This window comes from Micromonospora sp. WMMD736, from assembly GCF_049179015.1.
Lineage (GTDB): Bacteria > Actinomycetota > Actinomycetes > Mycobacteriales > Micromonosporaceae > Micromonospora.
Genome location: NZ_JBMHMI010000001.1, coordinates 3838080 through 3855259, shown reverse-complemented (window position 1 = coordinate 3855259; position 17180 = coordinate 3838080). Strand labels below are relative to the sequence as shown.

Genomic DNA, 17180 nt, shown 5'->3' with positions numbered 1-17180 from the left:
GCGGGATCGACCGGGCGGGGCTGCGGGACCAAGGTGCTGCGTCGCCCCCTTTGCTCTGCTTCAACCGAGGCAACACTTGAGGGCTCCGAGTGTCGCCTGGGTTGAAGCAGAGCAAAGGACGTGTGGGGTGTGGGGGAGGGCGGCTCTTGGTCCCTTCCGTCCCCGTCCCCACCGGGGATGCGGCATCACCGCGGGATGCGACGCACGGAGGGTTCGGGACGCTCCTGCGGGGTATGCCGCGGCGCGCGGTGCGGCACAGGGACCCCCGCGCGCCGAGGACGGAGTGTCGAGGAGCGGAGCGTCCCATGGCTCAGCGGAACAGCTCAGGTCGCGGCGGGACTGCGACCCGGACCAGACGACAGGCCGGCAACCAGACTCCGGGTACCCCGGGGGTCTCGGAGTCGGCGATCTCGCAGATGCGGGTGGACGACATCCGCGGGCAACTGCGCAAGCGCGGGGTCTCCGGTATCTCCGCGATGCGCAAGCCCGACCTGGTGAAGCAGTTGGTGCGCTCGCTGCGCTCGGACGCCGGTGGCGCAGGTCGGCGCAGCACCGGGCCGGCCGGCCGGGCATCCGGCAGCAGGGCGTCGGCGGGTCGGGCCGCCGCGACGAAGAAGTCGGCGGCGCGGGCGGTGCCGAGTCGTGCGAAGGCCGCGCCCGCGAACAAGAGCGCCCCGGCGAAGCGAGCCGCCGCGAAGAAGACGGCCGCCGCGAAGAGCGCCCCGGCGCGGAAGACGACGGCTGCGAAGAGGACGACGACCGCACGGACGTCGACGGCGGCCCGTAAGTCGGCCACCGCGAAGAAGACCACGGCGGCGAAATCGACGGCGGCCCGCCGGCCCTCGGCGACCGCGCGGACGACGGCCCGTACCGCTCCGGCGCGCAAGGCGCCCGCGAAGAAGGCGCCGGCCCGGCCGGCGGCCAAGCGCACGGCTCCCGCGAAGCGCGCGACCGCCAAGAGCACGGCGACCGCCAAGAACACGGCGACCGCCAAGAGCGCGTCTCCCGCGAAGCGGGCCACGGCGAGCCGGTCGACGGGCACGGCGGCCGGTGGGATCCGGACCGGTCGGGGCAGCGGACGGTCGGTCCGCAGCTCGCAGGTGATCGCGTCGATCGCCGATCGGCCGGAGCGGCCGGGCCGGAGTCTGATCACCGCGAATCACGAGGTGATCCAGCGCTGGGCGCGGGCGCGGGGCGCGAAGCCGGCGACCATCGCGGGTACCGAGCGGGAGGGTCGAGCCGGTGTGCTGACCTTCAACATTCCCGGATACCGGGAAAGCAGCCGGATTCGGGAGATCACCTGGGATGAGTGGTTCCACACATTCGATCTGCGCCGGCTCAATTTGATCTACCAGGAGCAGATGCGCGACGGTCGGCCGAGCAACTTCTTCCGGACCGAGTCACCCGATCGTGAGGACGGGTGAGGTGTTTGCGGGAATGCTCGACGGGTAACCGGCTGTTGCCAGAGACCGAGGCCCGAGCTGGGGATACTCGTCAGTTGTGACCGGCGAGACAGCCGTTTGAGTTGAATCCAGAATCCGGCCGAACTAGCTTTATTGCGCCGCACCACGCTTGGAAACGTTCGGGGGAGCGGCGGATCGATCAGATCCGCGCACCAGGCGAGGTGCGAGGGGACGGGTGGACCAACCGTTGGGGGACGGTGCCCACCTGTTTGGACCGGCGGCGCGAGCGGGCGATGCTTACGGGGGTGAGTGTTGCCCGCCGCCGCCGGCCCCACACCGGCGAGCGCCCACCAATGACCTTCGGGACATGGTGGGCGCTTTGCCGTCGTACGGTCAGCCTGTCGGGATCCGGTCTGCCGGCTCCCGCTCGGCGGCCCGGCGCAGCGCGTCGACGTGCCGCTCACGGGACGGCCCGGCCAGCAGGTGGCCGACGGCGGCCAGCACGCCCAACCCGCCCACGATCAGCCAGTGCCGGTCGCCGAGGTACTGCAGGCTCACCCCGCCCAGCATGGGGGCGACGAAGGCCGCGGCGGGGAACGTCAGGTAGAAGACCGACTGGTAGCGCGCGCGTAGGTCGGGCGGCGCGAGATCCGCGTTGATCTGGGCGTTGGGCGGGGCGGCGAGCATCGAGCCGATCGTCCAGACGACCGCCGCGCCCAGGTAGACGGCCAGGTGGTCGGCGACCGCGAGCACTCCGAAGCCGACCGCAAGCAGGGCGGTGGAGGCGGCCAGTACGACGGCCTTGCGGCGTCGGTCGATCAGGCGGGGCACGAACAGTTGCCCCAGCACGATCAGCGCGCCGCCGAGTGCCACGACCACGCCGTACGCCGATGGGCCGAGGCCGTCCGCGCGCATCGCCAGCGGCATGATCGTCGAGGTCTGCAGGGTGAGGACGGCCAGCACGAAGGTGAGCCCGACGAAGACCAGGAAGATCCGGTCGCTAAGTACGGTGAGCAGTCCGGGTCGGCGAGGTCGGACGGCGGTCGGCTGCCGGGCCGGTGGCGGGGGAGCGGACCGTCGCAGGGTCTCCGGAACCTTCCAGCCGATGACGGCGGCGGCGGTCAGCGTGGCGCCCGCGTCGACCAGGAACAGCGCGGTGAAGCTTGCCTCGGCCACCAGCCCGGCGAGCAGCGAGGCGACCGCCATCCCGAGGTTCAACGCCCAGAATTCCAGGTTGAACGCGCGCGAGCGCCGGTCGGCGGGCACCACGTCCACGATCGCCGCCACGAACGCCGGGCCGGGCATCGAGTGCGCGACGCCGACCAGCGCGGCGAACGCCGCGATCAGTGGCAGCGGCCGGCTGAAGGCCAGCGCCACCATCAGGGCGGCGGTGGCCAGGTGGGCGGCGAGCAGGGTCGACCGGCGACCCCACCGGTCGGCCAGCACGCCACCGAACAGCACGCCGACCGCCCCGCCGGCCCCGTACGCGCCGACGACGACGCCGGCCAGCGCCTCGGTCGCCCCCCGGGCGTCGGTGAGATAGAGCGACAGGAAGAGCATGGCGAACGCGCCCGCGCGGTTGATCAGCAGACCGGCCCACAGGTACCAGAACGTGCCGGGTAGCCCGCCTGCGGTGTCGTGCCACCAGCGCCGCAGGGCGTGCATGCGACCTCCCGACAGTTCAGTTTCTTAACCGTTTCCTCGGAACGGTAGTCGGGCCTCCGCGCGGTGGTCGTACCGGACTCAGGCCGTGGCCTCGGCGGCCTGCGGAGCACGCGCGCTCACCGGCGCCGCGACCTCGGCGGCGTGCCGCAGCGCGGCGGCCCGGCGCTCCCGGGCGGGGCCGGATGCCAGGTGGGCCACCGCCGTCAGCATGCCGATCAGGGCGCAGCCGAGCCACAGCGCCGCGTTGCCGACGTGTTCACGCACCAGTCCGCCCAGGATCGGCGCGCTGGCACCGGCGATCTGCCAGGAGAGGCCGAACACGCCCTGGTAGCGACCGCGTAGTTCGGCCGGGGAGAGCTCGGCGATCAGCGTGGAGTTCGACGGCGAGTTCAGCATCTCGCCGACCGTCCAGATCAACACGGTCAGCCCGTAGAACCAGGCGCTGCCTGCGAACGCGGTCAGCCCGAACCCGACGCCCATCACCACGGCGGCGACGGCGAGCACCTGCGAGCGGTTGCGCCCCCGGATCAGCCGGGGCACGAAGAGCTGGCCGACGACGATGAGCAGGCCGTTGAGCGCGATCACCGACCCGTAGGTGGCCGGGCTCAGGCCGGAGTCGCCCATGGCGATCGGCAGCATCGAGATGTGCTGGAGGAAGACCAGTGCGGCGAACAGGTTCAGCGTCACGAAGCCGAGAAAGACCCGGTCGGTGAGGATCGTGCGCAGGGCGCCGCGCGGGGCGGTGGTCGCCGCGACGGTGAACCCGCCGCCGTGTCGCGTCTCCGGCACCCGGACGAAGATGATCAGGGCGGTGATCAGCATGGTGCCGGCGTCGACCACGAACAGCAGCAGGTAGTCGGCCTGCGCGGCGAGGCCGGCGAGGATGGCGGCGCAGGCGAAGCCGAGGTTGATGGCCCAGTAGTTGAGCGAAAAGGCGCGCAGTCGGTCCCTCGCCGGCACCACGTCGATCATCATGGCCCCGAACGCCGGGCGGGCGGCCTCGGCGAACATGCCGAGCAGCAGGGCGCCCAGCGCGACCGCCCAGAGGTCCCGGGCCAGCCCGAGGGCGAGCATCATGGTCGCCGCGCCCACGTGCGCGGTGAGCAGCGTCGGCCGGCGACCCCACCGGTCCGCCAGGGCCCCGCCCGCCGTGGTGCCGACCGCGCCGCCGACGCCCCAGAGGCCGAGCACCAGGCCGGCCTGGGACGGGGAGAAGCCACGTTCCTGGGTCAGGTAGATGGCGAGGAACACGAGCACGAACGACCCGAGCCGGTTGATCAAGGTGCCGGACCACAGGTACCAGAAGGTCCTCGGCAGTCCGCCGGTGGTGTCCCGGAACCAGCCCCGCATCGTCCGCACGTCGTGCCCCCGCTTACAAGTAATGACCGATCTGACTACCGCGCCTTACGACCCTAGTGCCGGTCGGAATCGCAGGTCACCCGCTTTTTCACGTGGTGGTCGTCACCACGGGTGCCCGCGTGTCCGCAACCGGGTTGAGGCAGGATGATCCGCATGACTGCGAGCGAGGGGCCCACCGTCGGGACGCTGGTCCTGCTGCGGCACGGCGAGAGTGACTGGAACGCCAAGAACCTCTTCACCGGCTGGGTGGACGTCGACCTGACCGAGAAGGGCGAGGGCGAGGCACGGCGCGGCGGCGAGCTGCTGCGCGAGCACAGCCTGCTGCCGGACGTCGTCCACACCAGCGTGATGCGCCGGGCGATCCGCACCGCCGAGCTGGCGCTCAGCGCCGCCGACCGGCACTGGATCGCCGTGCGCCGGTCGTGGCGGCTCAACGAGCGCCACTACGGCGCCCTACAGGGCAAGAACAAGAAGCAGACCCTTGACGAGTACGGCGAGGAGCAGTTCATGCTCTGGCGGCGCTCGTACGACACCCCGCCGCCGCCCATCGCGGACGACGACGAGTGGTCGCAGGTGGGTGACCCGCGGTACGCGCTGCTGCCGACCGAGCTGATGCCGCGTACCGAGTGCCTCAAGGACGTCGTCGAGCGGATGCTTCCGTACTGGTACGACTCGATCGTGCCCGACATCCTGGCCGGCCGTACGGTGCTGGTGGCCGCGCACGGCAACTCGCTGCGCGCCCTGGTGAAGCACCTCGACCAGATCTCCGACGAGGCGATCGCCAAGCTCAACATCCCGACCGGCATTCCGCTGCGCTACGACCTCGACCCGCAGCTGCGTCCGCTCACCCTGGGCGGCACCTATCTCGACCCGACGGCAGCGAAGGAAGCCGCCGCCGCGGTCGCCAACCAGGGCCGCTGAACGACGCGGAAGGGGCCCCGCGTCGGCGGGGCCCCTTCCGCGTATGCCTGATCAGTTGCCGGTCGGGTTGTTCTCGCCGGTGATCAGATAGATCACGTGCTCGCCGGCGTTCACCGCGTGGTCGGCGAAGCGCTCGTAGAAGCGGCCCAGCAGGGTGGCGTCGATCGCGGTCTCCACCCCGTACGGCCAGTCGTCGCCGAGCAGCACCGCGAACAGGCTCTTGTGCAGCTCGTCCATGGCGTCGTCGTCGCGGTCCAGTTCGGCGGCGAGGTCGACGTCGGGCTTTGCCAGCACGGAACCGATCTTCGCGGCCATCCGGTCGGCGATGTCGGACATCTCGGTGAAGACCGTCCGCAGTTCGGCCGGAACGGCCGGGGAGGGGTGCCGACGCAGCGCGGTCTTCGCCACGTGCTCGGCGAGGTCGCCCATCCGCTCCAGATCGGCCGCCACGTGCAGCGCGGTGATCATCGCCCGGAGGTCGGAGGCGACCGGCGCCTGTCGGGCGAGCAGGTCACACACCCGCTCTTCGACGTGCCGGTAGAGGTCGTCGATCTCGGCGTCCCGCTCGATGACCGTCTCGGCGGCCTGCCGGTCGGCGGTGAGCAGGGCCCGGGTGGCCTGGCGCATGGCGGCGCGGATGCCCTCCGCCATGTCCACCAGCAGTTGGCTGACGATCTGAAGGTCGGCCCGGAACTCGTCGCGCATCATCACGTCCTGTGGTCGGTCGCCGCCGACGGGTGTCGGCGCAGGGGTTGAGCAGGTGCGACGCCAACGGTAGGGCGCGTGGACGGACCCCGGATGAACCAGGGTGAACGACGCCAGACGTGGGGGTGAACACTTCCGGAAGTGAGGGTGGTTCGTCCCGTTCTGTGCGGTAGCCAGGTTAACAATGACCCTACGATCGCCGGGTGGAGTGGGCAGTGGCGGTCGTGGTGGCCGTGGCGTTGGCGACCGGAGTGGTCGTCGGTCTCCTGCTGCCCCGCTGGAGCAGGGGGAGGCCCGCGATAGCCGACGAGCAGCAGGCCGGGCTCGGCCGTCGGACGATCGACTCGCTCCGGGCCGGTGTCGTGGTACTCGACGACGACGACGAGCCGGTGCTGATCAACCCGGCCGCCCGCGCCATGGGGCTCCTGCGCACCGGCAGCACACCGGGTTCGATCGCCGCGCATCCGTTGATCCGTACCCTCGCGGGTCAGGTGCGGCGCACCGGGGTGCGGCGCGAGATAGAGCTGGATCTGCCGCGTGGCCGCGACAGCGCGGGCGAGAACCCGCTGGGCGTGCACCTACGGGCCATGGGTCTCGGGAACGGCTTCATCGCCGTCGAGGCCGTCGACGTGACCGAGTCACACCGGCTGACCCGGGTCCGGCGCGATTTCGTGGCGAACGTCAGCCACGAGCTGAAGACCCCGATCGGGGCGCTGCAACTGCTCGCCGAGGCGCTGCTGGACGCCACCGAGCCGGCCGACGCCACGACGCCCGACCTGTCCGAGGACCTGGTCGCCGCCCGTCGGTTCGCCGAACGGATCCAGCACGAGTCCACCCGGCTGGGGCGGCTGGTGCAGGAATTGCTGGAGCTGACCCGACTCCAGGGCGCCGAGCCGCAGCCGCCGCCGGAGCCGGTCGCGCTGGACTGGGTGATCGCCGAGGTGGTCGACCGCACCCGGACCACGGCCGCCGCCCGGGGCGTCGAGGTGACGGTCGAGGGCGTGCGTGGCCTCACCGCCTACGGCAGCGACAGTCAGCTCGCGACGGCCGTGGCGAACCTGGTCGAGAACGCCATCAACTACTCGGGCGAGGACACGACGGTTCGGGTCACCCTGCGCGGTGACGACGAGCACGTCGAGATCGCGGTCGCCGACCAGGGCATCGGCATCGCCCCGACGGACGTGGACCGGATCTTCGAGCGGTTCTACCGGGCCGACCAGGCCCGGTCACGCGCCACCGGTGGCACCGGCCTCGGCCTGGCCATCGTGAAACACATCGCGAGCAACCATGGCGGTCGGGTGGAGGTGTCGAGCACTCTTGGTGGTGGATCGACGTTCACCCTCCGGTTGCCCGCCAGCCCACCGGACGACCTTCTGGCGACACTGCCGCCGGCTGGGATCGAGGCCGGTCCGGCCGAGCTACGGCAGGTCTGACAGCAATGGAAAGGAAATCCCCGTTGAGCCGCGTTCTGGTGGTCGAGGACGAGGAGTCGTTCTCCGACGCCCTGTCGTACATGCTCCGTAAGGAGGGCTTCGAGGTTTCGGTCGCCGCGACCGGAACCGACGCCCTCACCGAGTTCGACCGGACCGGCGCCGACATCGTGCTGCTCGACCTGATGTTGCCCGAGATGTCGGGGACCGAGGTGTGCCGGCAGCTCCGGCAGCGCTCGGCCGTGCCGATCATCATGGTCACCGCGCGGGACAGCGAGATCGACAAGGTGGTCGGCCTGGAGATCGGTGCCGACGACTACGTCACGAAGCCGTACTCCCCCCGGGAACTGGTCGCCCGCATCCGGGCGGTGCTGCGGCGGCAGAGCCCGGAGGTCGCCGAGGCGGGCGCGCCGACGCTGGCCGCCGGCCCGGTGCGGATGGACATCGAGCGGCACGTCGTGACGGTCGAGGGCGGGGCCGTGCAGCTGCCGCTCAAGGAGTTCGAGCTGCTGGAGCTGCTGCTGCGCAACGCCGGCCGGGTGTTGACCCGTGGCCAGCTCATCGACCGGGTCTGGGGTGCCGACTACGTGGGCGACACCAAGACGCTGGACGTGCACGTCAAGCGGCTGCGTTCCAAGATCGAGCCGGAGCCGTCGGCGCCCCGTTTCATCGTCACCGTGCGGGGTCTGGGCTACAAGTTCGAGCCGTGATCGACCGATCCGAAGGGGGTCCACGCCCGGCGTGGACCCCCTTCGGGCTGCCGGCGTCCGCTCAGCGGACGACCTTGACGTTGAAGATGGCGGTGTCGAGGCGGCCGTAGAGCCGCAGCCAGAGGGGCATCAGCAGCTCGACGCCCCGGGCGGTGGAGAGGTCACCGAGGTCGATCACGTCGGTGTGCCCGAAGCTGACGAGCAGGTCGGTGACGACCCGTTTCGCCTCCGCGTCGTCGCCGGAGACGAAGACGCTGTGGTCGCCGTCAGCGAGTTGGCGCGGGCGCACCATCAGCTCCGCGGTGAGCGTGTTGAGTGACTTGACGACCTTGACCTGCGGGAACTCCCGTTGGATCCGCTCGGCCAGGGAGTCGGTGTCGTCCACCGTCAGGCTGGGCGGGAAGCCCGCGCCGAAGTCGAGCGGGTTGGCGATGTCGAGCAGGACCTTGCCGGCCAGGTTCGCCGCGCCGGCCGCGGTGAGCGCCGGCAGGGACCCGGTGCCACTGGTGGCGTTGACGACCAGCTCTGCGTCGGCCGCCGCCACGGCCATCGTCTCCAGACCGACCTCGGGGTGCTCGGCGGCCCAGGCGGCGTACGCGCCGGCCCGGGTGGCCGCGACGTCCCGGGTGCCGATGGTGACCTGGTGGCCCAGCTCCGCCGTACGGGCCGCGATGGCCTGCCCCACCGAGCCGGTGCCGAGAACTGCGATGCGCATGTCGATCGATCCTCCACTCGGGCGCGGGTGGTTTCGCGCCGATTGATCGTAGGCTAACAGACAGGTCTGTCTACTGCTGTCCCTCACGGACGGCGGCATCGAACCTGTCCCTCGCCCGTGTCGAGCTGCCCCGGATATGGGGCGGCGGGGGTTGGGCTGCGGTGCGGCGCGGCAGGGTGCCTATCGCTCGCCCCGTGTCGAGCTGCCCCAGAAATGGGGCGGAGGTTCGGTCGCGGTTGCGGTCGCGGTCGCGGCGCGGCATGGCGCCCGTCCTTCGCCCCGTGTCGAGCTGCCCCAGAAGTGGGGCGCCGCGGGCGGGCGTGCGCGGGTGGCGCGTGGTCGCTCGCCCGAACCCTTGGTGGCTCAGCTCCGATGGCTCAGCTCCGTTGGCTCAGTTCCGTTGGCTCAGTTCCGTCGGCGCAGCCCCGGTTGCGCAGCTCCGCTGGCGCAGCCCCATTGGTTCAGCCCCATATCCGGGGCAGCTCGACAGGAGGCGAGGACACCGTCAGCCCCTGCGGCGGACCGACGAGTGGCAGAAGACGGAGCGGCAGCAGACGGAGCTGTCCGTAGACGGAGCTGTCTGTAAAATCGTGCGCGCCACCAGCAACGACGAGGGAGTGCCGATGTCCGCGCAGCGCACGCCGGCCGGGTCGGCCCGGGACCGGATCCTGGACACCGCGTTCCGGCTCTTCTACGCGCACGGGCCACGCGGCGTGGGGGTGGACACGGTCATCGCCGAGTCGGGCGTGGCCAAGGCGACGCTCTACAAGCACTTCCCCCGCAAGGACGACCTCGTGCTGGCGTACCTGGACCGGGTCGACCAGGCCTGGTTCGGCGCGTTACGGGCGGCGGCCAGCGATGCCGGCGACGAGCCGCGCGACCAACTCGTCGGGATGTTCGACGCCCTCGTCGGCGCCTGTCGCCGGGACGGCTACCACGGTTGCGCATTCATCAACACGGCCGCCGAGTCGCCCGCCGGGGCCCCCGTGCACGCCCGGACGGTCGAGCACAAGACCGTCGTCCGGGCCTGGGTGACCGAGCTGGCCCGCAAGGCCGGCGCGGCCGACCCCGAGCTGCTTGCCCGGCAGCTCACCCTGCTGCTCGACGGCGGGCTCGCCAGCGGGGTGCTGGACGGCGATCCGGCGATCGCCGAGGCGGCCCGGCAGGGCGCCCGCACCCTGGTCGACGCCGCAGTCGACTGATCCCGAGTGCTCAGAACAGCTTGCGCAGGGCGGCGGCGATTTCGGAGACTTCCGTCAGGCGGCTCTCCGCGACGGCGATGACCAGGTCGTACGCGACGTCCTGATCGGTCTCGTCGAGCTGGTCGATGCTGACGGCACGGTTCTGCACCAGGCAGGCGACAGTCACGATCCAGCTGATCCGTTTGTTGCCGTCCAGGAACGGGTGGTTGTTCGCCAGTGAGTGCAGCAGCGCCGCCGCTTTGGTCCAGAGATCGGGATAGGCGTCTTCGCCGAAGACGCTCGTTCTCGGCCGAGCGACCGCCGACTCCACGAGGCCGGCGTCCCTGATCCCCACACCGAGCTTGCGGGCGATGCCGGCCACGTCGGCGAGCGTGGGGTATCGGACCTCTGCCATCACTCGGCGAGGCGCGCGAGCAGGGTGGCGTGTCGTTCGATGATCTCGTCGGCTAGGTCGCCGAACTCCTTGGCGTTCCGTCGCGCCAGGTAGTCGTCGATGGCGGTGACCACGACGGCGTGCATGGATCGGTCCTCCTCGTCCGCGACGAGGCGGAGTCGCCGTTCGCGTTCGTCGTCCAGCCGGAGGGTCATTGCCATACGCATATGGTAGCAACACTGCTACCAAGATCGGCTAGAGATCGTCGGCGGGGTGGGGGGCGACCAGGCCCTGCCGTACCCGGGCCGCGCACAGCTCAGCCAGGCGCTCGTACGCGGCGGCGCCGATCAGCGCGGTCAGCTCCGGGCCGTACGACAGGTACATCGGCTCGGCCCCGACGTGCGCGTCCGTCGACGAGGTGCACCACCAGTCGAGGTCGTGCCCACCGGCGCCCCAGCCCCGCCGGTCGAACTCGGACAGCGTGGACACCAACACCTTGGTGTTGTCCGGACGCTTCACCCAGTCCTGGTCCCGCCGGATGGGCAGCTGCCAGCAGACGTCCGGCTTGTACTCGAGCGGGTGCACACCGTCGCGCAGCGCCTGGGCGTGCAGCGCGCAGCCACCCCCACCGACGAAGTCGGCGTCGTTGAGGAAGACGCACGGACCGTCGGCGCCCTGGGTGGCGGTGCGGCGCGCGGGGTTCTTGCCGTCGATGGTGTCCTCGTCGGTCCAGTTCTTGAACCCGCGCTGGAAGTGCTGCCAGGTCGACGGGGTGAGCAGCTTGACGGCCCGGCGGACCCGCTTCTCGTCGTCCGAGTCGGTGAAGAACGCCCCGTGCGAGCAGCAGCCGTCGGCGGCCCGGCCGGCGATGATGCCGTGGCAGCCCTGGCCGAAGATGCACGTCCAGCGGGAGAGCAGCCAGGTCAGGTCGGCCCGGATCAGGTGGTTCTCGTCCGCCGGGTCGGCGAACTCGATCCACTCCCGGGGAAAGTCCAGCGGTACCTCACGGCTGCGCGGGTCGCCCGGGTCGTCCACCAGCACGCGGAGCTCCATCGTCACCCGGACCAGCGTACGCGTGGTGCCGTCCGCGGGCCGACGAGCCGCACGAACGTGTTGCACCTAGGGTCTTCACCATGCGACTGGGTGTCCTCGACGTCGGATCCAACACGGTGCACCTGCTGGTGGTCGACGCGCATCACGGCGCGCACCCCTGGCCGGCCCACTCGGAGAAGGTCGTCCTGCGTCTCGCCGAACAGATCGGCCCGGACGGGGCGTTGACCGAGGTGGGTGCGGACAGCCTGGTCAAGGCGGTCGGTATGGCCCGCGCGGCGGCCACCGGACTGGAGGCCGACGACCTGATCGCGTTCGCCACCTCCGCGGTCCGTGACGCCACCAACGCCGCCGACGTGCTCGCCCGGGTCCGTGACGAGACCGGCGTACGCCTGGAGGTGCTCTCCGGCGCGGACGAGGCGCGGATGACGTTCCTGGCGGTGCGGCGCTGGTTCGGCTGGTCGGCGGGGCGTCTGCTGGTGCTCGACATCGGCGGCGGCTCGCTGGAGATCGCCGCCGGCATCGACGAGGACCCGGATGTCGCGCTCTCGCTTCCGCTCGGCGCCGGGCGTCTCACCCGCGAGCAACTGCGGGTCGATCCGGCCAGCACCACGCCGTCGTCCGCCGAGGCGGTCGAGAAGCTACGGGAGTACGTCGACAGCCGGCTGGACAAGGTCGTCGACCGGATGACCGAGGTGGGCTGGGACCGGGTGGCGGCCACCTCGAAGACGTTCCGCACCCTGGCGCGACTGGCCGGCGCGGCACCGTCCGGCGCGGGCCTCTGGGCCCGGCGCAGCCTGACCCGTGCTGGCCTGCGGCAGATCATCGGCTTCATCCGGCACATGACGCCCGCGCAGTTGATGGAGTTGGAGGGTGTCGGCGCGGGCCGGGCCCACCAACTGTTGGCGGGCGCGGTGGTCGCCGAGGCGGTGATGCGCCGGCTCGACCTGGATGCCATGGACATCTGCCCGTGGGCCCTGCGGGAGGGGGTCATCCTCCGGCGGCTGGATCAACTCGAACCGATGTGACCGCCCCTGTCCGCCGACCGGGTTTGCCGGTGCTCGTCCGGATGACCCCGTGACAGCCGGGCTACGCTGGCTGGTGTGACGTCCCGAGTACCCGTACTCCTGTCCAGCTCGTCGGTCTTCCCCGAGCCGACCGCGGCGGCGTTTCAACTGGCCGCGGCGCTCGGCTACGACGGCGTCGAGGTGATGGTCTGGACCGACGTGGTCAGCCAGGACGCGGGGGCGTTGCGCGGCCTGTCGGCGCACTACGGCGTTCCGGTGCTCTCGGTGCACGCGCCCTGCCTGCTGGTGACGCAGCGGGTGTGGAGCCCGGACCCGTGGCAGCGGCTGCGCAAGGCCGCCGAGTTGGCCGAGACGCTCGGTGCGCCGACCGTGGTGGTGCACCCGCCGTTCACCTGGCAGCGCGACTACGCACGTGGGTTCGCCGAAGGGCTCGCCAGGGTCGAGGAGCGCTTCTCCGGGCTCCGCTTCGGGGTGGAGAACATGTACCCGGTGCGCATGGCCCGGCGGCAGTTCGTCCCGTACGTCCCCGGATGGGATCCCACCGACACCGGCTACCCGTCGTACACCCTCGATCTTTCCCACTGCGCGGCCTCGCACAGTGACCCCCTCGCGATGGCCGACCGGATGGGCGCGGGGCTCGCCCACGTGCACCTGGGCGACGGCACCGGCGAGGGTCGTGACGAGCACCTGGTGCCCGGGCGCGGCACCCAACCCTGCGGGGAACTGCTCTCCTCGCTGGCCGGCCGCGGCTTCACCGGCGCGGTGGCCGTCGAGGTGGCGACCCGGGGCGCGAAGAGCCGCGCCGTGCGCGAGGCGGACCTGCGGACCGCGCTCGAGTACGCCCGCGAGCACCTCACTGCGCCGTCGCCGGTCGACGTCTGACCCGGCGGGTCAGCTGACCGGGGTCAGCGACTCGGTGGTCGAGGTCGGCTGCGGGGCGACCGTCGGTTGCTCGCCGACGGCGGCACGCTTGCGGGCCCGGTGTGCCGCCACGTGCGAGCGGGTGGCGCAGCGCTCGGAGCAGAACCGCCGGCAGCAGTTGGACGACGTGTCCAGGTAGACGTTGCCGCACCGCTCGTCGGCGCAGACCCCGAAGCGGGCGCTGCCGTACTCGCAGAGCCACACCGAGAGCCCCCACACCGCGCCGGCCAGGTATTCGGCGCTGACCGAGGCGCCCCGGCTGGTCACGTGCATGTGCCAGTCGCTGGAGTCGTGCCCGGAGATGCGCGGCTGGACCGGGAACGCCTCCAACAGCGTGTTCAGCTCGGCCACCGCCTGGGCGTCGCGCCCCGAGGTGCCGTACTCGAAGACGTCGCGCAACCGCTTCTGAGCCCGCCGGAAGATGGCGACGTCCCGGTCGGCGACCTCGTCGCGCATCCAGGCGTTGTCGTCGGGGAACAGGGCCCGCAGGTCGTCGAGGTCGTCCAGGCGGGCGTTGACCAGGTCAACGCCGGTCCGGGCGTACGCGTCGAAGTTCACACCCCAACGGTAGACGACTCACGGGGTGCGCGGCGCGTCGATGTAGTGCGGTAGGAACCGCGCGTAGCCGTCGGTGATCAAACTCGCGCTCTCGCGGACACCCAGCCCGGCCGACTCGCCGTCCACGATCCAGCTACCCAACACCGTCCGGTTGCCGTCGAACTGCGGCAGCGCCCGGAACTCCTGGTAGCACCAGCCCTCGTCACCGTAGATCCCCGGGTTGGTGATCTCCTCGCTGGCGGTGACGATGCGTACCGAGCCGCCCTCGCGGCCGAGCAGCGGCTTGGCGACGTACTCGGACATGCCGCGCGGCGAGTCGAGGTACGCCGGGAGCAGGTACTCGTGACCGGGGTACAGCTCCCAGAGGATCGCGAGCAGCGCCTTGTTGGACAGCAGTAGCTTCCAGGCCGGCTCGATCCAGGTGGTCGGGGTGCCCGGGGCCAGCGCGGGCGGCCCGTACGGCTCGGCGAGCATCCACTCCCACGGGTAGAGCTTGAAGCAGGTGGTCACCGGCTGGTCGGCGGCGTCGACGAAGCGCCGGCCGTCCCAGCCGATCTCCTGGATGGGTTGCAGCTCGACGTCCAGGCCGGCCTGCCGGGCGGTCTCGGCGAGGTAGCCGGCGGTCATGTGGTCCTCGCCCGACTCCTCCTCGTTCGACCAGAGCACGTGCACCCGGGGAGCGTGCAGTCCGGCGCCGATCTTGGCCCAGGCGCCGACCAGCCGCTCGTGCAGGCTGTTCCACTGGTCCAGGTCGGGGCGGGTGTGCTCCAGCCAGTACCACTGGATGATGCTCGCCTCGACCAGCGCCGTCGGGGTGTCCGCGTTGTATTCCAGCATCTTCGGCGGCCAGGTGCCGTCGTACGCCAGGTCGAAGCGCCCGTAGAGGGTGGGTGGCGCCTCGCGCAGGGACCGGGCCACCGCCTCCGCGGCCCACTCCGGGATGCCGAACTCGGCGTACCGGCGCTGGGCCACCACGTACTCCGCGGCGGCCACCGACATCCGGTGCAGCTCCTCGGTGGCCTCCTCCAGCCGCAGCACCTCGTCCAGGTCGAAGGCGTACGCGGCGGTCTCGTCCCAGTACGACATGATTCCGCCGTCGGGCAGTTCGGTGTCGACGTAGACCAGGCCCTGGGCCCGGATGGTGGCGTCCCAGTCGGGTCGGGGTGTCACGGCCTCGCGACGCACGTCAGCCGCCGCAGGAGGCGAGGTGGGTGCCGAACCCGCCGCGCTCGGGCAGCGCGGCGGTCGTCGGCTCGCCGCTGGTCCGCTCCGTGGTGGGGGCGGCCACCCGCATCCCCAGCGCGACCGTGTCGCCGCCACCGATCGGTCCGAGGGCACAGTCGTCATCGTCGTCGTCGGAGGTCATGTTGCAGCCGGAGAGGGCGAGCGCGAGAGCGGTGAGCGCGCCGAGTTGCACGGAGGCCGACCGGAGCCGGCGGCGGGGGCTTTGGTTCACGGCATCGTTGTAGCCGATCGACGCCAGCGCCGCAGCCCCCGCCGCCGCCGGGCGGGGCTGCTGGCAGGGGCGATACGCTCGGGCCATGCTCCGTTCCGTCATCCTCGCCGCCTCCCGGTCATCCCAGGTCGAGCGGCTCGTCGCGACCGCCCCGTACACCCGGGACGTCGTCCGCCGGTTCGTCGCCGGCGCCGCCACCGACGACGCGTTGCGCGCGACCCGCGGGCTCGTCGACGACGGTCTGGCCGTCACCCTCGACCACCTGGGCGAGGACACCGTCACCCCCGAGCAGGCCACGGCCACCCGGGACGAATACCTGCGGCTGCTGTCGATGCTCTCCGGGGCCGGGCTCACGCCGGCCGCCGAGGTGAGCGTGAAGCTCTCCGCGCTCGGCCAGATGTTCGACGAGCAGTTGGCGTACGACAACGCGCGGGCGATCTGCGCCGCCGCCGACCAGGCGGGCACCACGGTCACGCTGGACATGGAGGACCACACCACCACCGACTCGACGCTGGAGGTGCTGGCGAAGCTGCGCAAGGACTTCCCGTCGACCGGCGCGGTGCTCCAGGCGTACCTGCGGCGGACCGAGTCGGACTGCCGGGAGCTGTCCTCGGCCGGGTCGCGGGTGCGGCTCTGCAAGGGCGCCTACAAGGAGCCGGAGTCGGTGGCCTACCAGTCGGCCCGCGAGGTGGACAAGTCCTACGTCCGCTGCATGAACATCCTGATGTCCGGCGACGGGTACCCGATGCTGGCGACGCACGACCCGCGGATGATCTCGATCGGCGAGGACCGGGCCCGCTGGTTCGACCGGGGTCCGGAGCGTTTCGAGTTCCAGATGCTCTACGGCATCCGCCCCGAGGAGCAGGCCCGGCTGGCGGGCGAGGGCTACACGGTGCGCACGTACGTCCCGTACGGCGACGAGTGGTACGGCTACCTGATGCGTCGGCTCGCCGAGCGCCCGGCGAACATGGTCTTCTTCGGCCGCGCTCTGATCTCCAAGAAGTGACGATCGCTTGACGCACCTGGCTAGCAGCGTTAGCTTGCAGGCTATGACTGATAGCCAGGTGCGTGGCGGTGCCTAGGGCCGGGCTCAACCAGCAGGCCGTGGTGCGCGAGGCCGCCCGCCTCGCCGACGAGGTCGGTTACGAACAGCTCACCCTCGCCGCGCTCGCCAGCCGACTCGGTGTCGCGCTGCCCAGCCTCTACAAGCACATCCGCGGAGCGGACGCGCTCGACCAGAAGCTCTCCGCGCTCGCCACCGCCGAACTGGCCACCGAACTGACCACGGCCGCCACCGGGCGGGCCGGCGGCGACGCCCTGCGCGCGATGGCCGACGCCTACCGGGCGTACGCCCGCCGGCACCCCGGGCGCTACCCGACCACCCAGCGGGTGCCCGAGCCGTCCGACCCGGAGCACGTCGAGGCGGGCGAACGCGCGGTGGGCGCCATCTTCGCGGTGCTGCGTGGCTACGGACTCACCGGCGACGACGCGGTGGACGCCACCCGCGCCCTGCGCAGCGCCCTGCACGGTTTCGTCGCCCTGGAGGCGGCCGGTGGCTTCGGTCTGCCACGCGAGGTCGACCGGTCGTACCACCAGTTGGTCGCCGGGCTGGACACCGCGTTCCGCTCGTGGCCGGCTCGCGGGGCCTGACCGACCCGATCGGGCCGGGTCGGCCTCGCCCGAT

19 protein-coding genes are annotated in these 17180 nt (G+C 71.5%); 9 read left to right on the top strand and 10 right to left on the bottom strand.

The window, feature by feature from the left end; translation table 11 throughout:
• The first annotated feature begins 632 nt into the window (after positions 1-632).
• Positions 633-1424 carry a hypothetical protein gene (locus ACN269_RS17105; RefSeq protein WP_421476386.1) on the top strand — a complete coding sequence of 264 codons (792 nt, stop codon included), beginning with the start codon at positions 633-635 and terminating at the stop codon, positions 1422-1424.
• Between the two features lie 372 nt (positions 1425-1796).
• On the opposite strand, the gene ACN269_RS17100 is transcribed toward ACN269_RS17105, so the two are convergent.
• Positions 1797-3068 (bottom strand): MFS transporter, encoded by a 1272-nt coding sequence (locus tag ACN269_RS17100; RefSeq protein WP_421473364.1) that lies wholly within the window; start codon positions 3066-3068, stop codon positions 1797-1799.
• A 78-nt stretch (positions 3069-3146) separates the two neighbouring features.
• Positions 3147-4427, bottom strand: coding sequence for an MDR family MFS transporter (locus tag ACN269_RS17095; RefSeq protein ID WP_421473363.1), 1281 nt, complete (start codon positions 4425-4427; stop codon positions 3147-3149).
• A gap of 153 nt (positions 4428-4580) precedes the next feature.
• On the opposite strand from ACN269_RS17095, the gene ACN269_RS17090 reads away from it, so the two are divergent.
• Positions 4581-5348 (top strand): phosphoglyceromutase, encoded by a 768-nt coding sequence (locus tag ACN269_RS17090; protein ID WP_421473362.1) that lies wholly within the window; start codon positions 4581-4583, stop codon positions 5346-5348.
• 51 nt (positions 5349-5399) lie between these two features.
• Here ACN269_RS17090 and phoU read toward each other — a convergent pair whose 3' ends face one another.
• On the bottom strand, positions 5400-6053 hold the full coding sequence (phoU, locus tag ACN269_RS17085; protein WP_421473361.1) for a phosphate signaling complex protein PhoU: 654 nt from the start codon (positions 6051-6053) through the stop codon (positions 5400-5402).
• A 227-nt stretch (positions 6054-6280) separates the two neighbouring features.
• Between phoU and ACN269_RS17080 the strand changes: the two genes are divergently transcribed.
• Positions 6281-7486: a sensor histidine kinase gene (locus ACN269_RS17080; RefSeq protein ID WP_421476384.1), complete on the top strand. Its 1206-nt coding sequence runs from the start codon at positions 6281-6283 to the stop codon at positions 7484-7486.
• A gap of 23 nt (positions 7487-7509) precedes the next feature.
• Positions 7510-8193 carry a response regulator transcription factor gene (locus ACN269_RS17075; RefSeq protein ID WP_039906992.1) on the top strand — a complete coding sequence of 228 codons (684 nt, stop codon included), beginning with the start codon at positions 7510-7512 and terminating at the stop codon, positions 8191-8193.
• A gap of 61 nt (positions 8194-8254) precedes the next feature.
• On the opposite strand, the gene ACN269_RS17070 is transcribed toward ACN269_RS17075, so the two are convergent.
• Positions 8255-8908 carry an NADPH-dependent F420 reductase gene (locus ACN269_RS17070; RefSeq protein ID WP_421473360.1) on the bottom strand — a complete coding sequence of 218 codons (654 nt, stop codon included), beginning with the start codon at positions 8906-8908 and terminating at the stop codon, positions 8255-8257.
• A 623-nt stretch (positions 8909-9531) separates the two neighbouring features.
• Between ACN269_RS17070 and ACN269_RS17065 the strand changes: the two genes are divergently transcribed.
• Positions 9532-10110 (top strand): TetR/AcrR family transcriptional regulator, encoded by a 579-nt coding sequence (locus tag ACN269_RS17065; protein WP_421473359.1) that lies wholly within the window; start codon positions 9532-9534, stop codon positions 10108-10110.
• A gap of 10 nt (positions 10111-10120) precedes the next feature.
• Here ACN269_RS17065 and ACN269_RS17060 read toward each other — a convergent pair whose 3' ends face one another.
• The 3 genes from ACN269_RS17060 to ACN269_RS17050 are packed head-to-tail and all read right to left on the bottom strand — an operon-like array spanning position 10121 to position 11536.
• Positions 10121-10471 carry a type II toxin-antitoxin system death-on-curing family toxin gene (locus tag ACN269_RS17060; protein WP_421473358.1) on the bottom strand — a complete coding sequence of 117 codons (351 nt, stop codon included), beginning with the start codon at positions 10469-10471 and terminating at the stop codon, positions 10121-10123.
• A 32-nt stretch (positions 10472-10503) separates the two neighbouring features.
• On the bottom strand, positions 10504-10704 hold the full coding sequence (locus ACN269_RS17055) for a hypothetical protein (RefSeq protein ID WP_355050827.1): 201 nt from the start codon (positions 10702-10704) through the stop codon (positions 10504-10506).
• Positions 10705-10738: 34 nt separating this feature from the next.
• Positions 10739-11536: a hypothetical protein gene (locus tag ACN269_RS17050; protein ID WP_421476382.1), complete on the bottom strand. Its 798-nt coding sequence runs from the start codon at positions 11534-11536 to the stop codon at positions 10739-10741.
• Positions 11537-11616: 80 nt separating this feature from the next.
• Here ACN269_RS17050 and ACN269_RS17045 point away from each other — a divergent pair, with 80 nt between their 5' ends.
• A complete protein-coding gene (locus tag ACN269_RS17045; RefSeq protein ID WP_421473357.1) occupies positions 11617-12561 on the top strand; it encodes a Ppx/GppA phosphatase family protein in 945 nt (314 codons plus the stop codon).
• Between the two features lie 75 nt (positions 12562-12636).
• Complete coding sequence (locus tag ACN269_RS17040; RefSeq protein ID WP_421473356.1) at positions 12637-13443, top strand: sugar phosphate isomerase/epimerase family protein; 807 nt, start codon at positions 12637-12639, stop codon at positions 13441-13443.
• Between the two features lie 9 nt (positions 13444-13452).
• Here ACN269_RS17040 and ACN269_RS17035 read toward each other — a convergent pair whose 3' ends face one another.
• Genes ACN269_RS17035 through ACN269_RS17025 form a run of 3 tightly spaced genes read right to left on the bottom strand, consistent with a single transcriptional unit; the run spans position 13453 to position 15583 of the window.
• A complete protein-coding gene (locus tag ACN269_RS17035) occupies positions 13453-14040 on the bottom strand; it encodes a CGNR zinc finger domain-containing protein (RefSeq protein WP_421473355.1) in 588 nt (195 codons plus the stop codon).
• An 18-nt stretch (positions 14041-14058) separates the two neighbouring features.
• Complete coding sequence (locus ACN269_RS17030) at positions 14059-15225, bottom strand: glutathionylspermidine synthase family protein (protein ID WP_421473354.1); 1167 nt, start codon at positions 15223-15225, stop codon at positions 14059-14061.
• A gap of 1 nt (position 15226) precedes the next feature.
• Positions 15227-15583, bottom strand: a complete 357-nt coding sequence (locus tag ACN269_RS17025; protein WP_421473353.1) for a hypothetical protein — start codon at positions 15581-15583, stop codon at positions 15227-15229.
• Between ACN269_RS17025 and ACN269_RS17020 the strand changes: the two genes are divergently transcribed.
• Entirely contained in the window at positions 15582-16502 is a 921-nt protein-coding gene (locus ACN269_RS17020; protein WP_421473352.1) for a proline dehydrogenase family protein, read from the top strand. The genes ACN269_RS17025 and ACN269_RS17020 overlap by 2 nt on opposite strands.
• A 68-nt stretch (positions 16503-16570) precedes the next feature.
• Entirely contained in the window at positions 16571-17146 is a 576-nt protein-coding gene (locus tag ACN269_RS17015) for a TetR/AcrR family transcriptional regulator (protein ID WP_421473351.1), read from the top strand.
• Positions 17147-17180 lie beyond the last annotated feature (34 nt).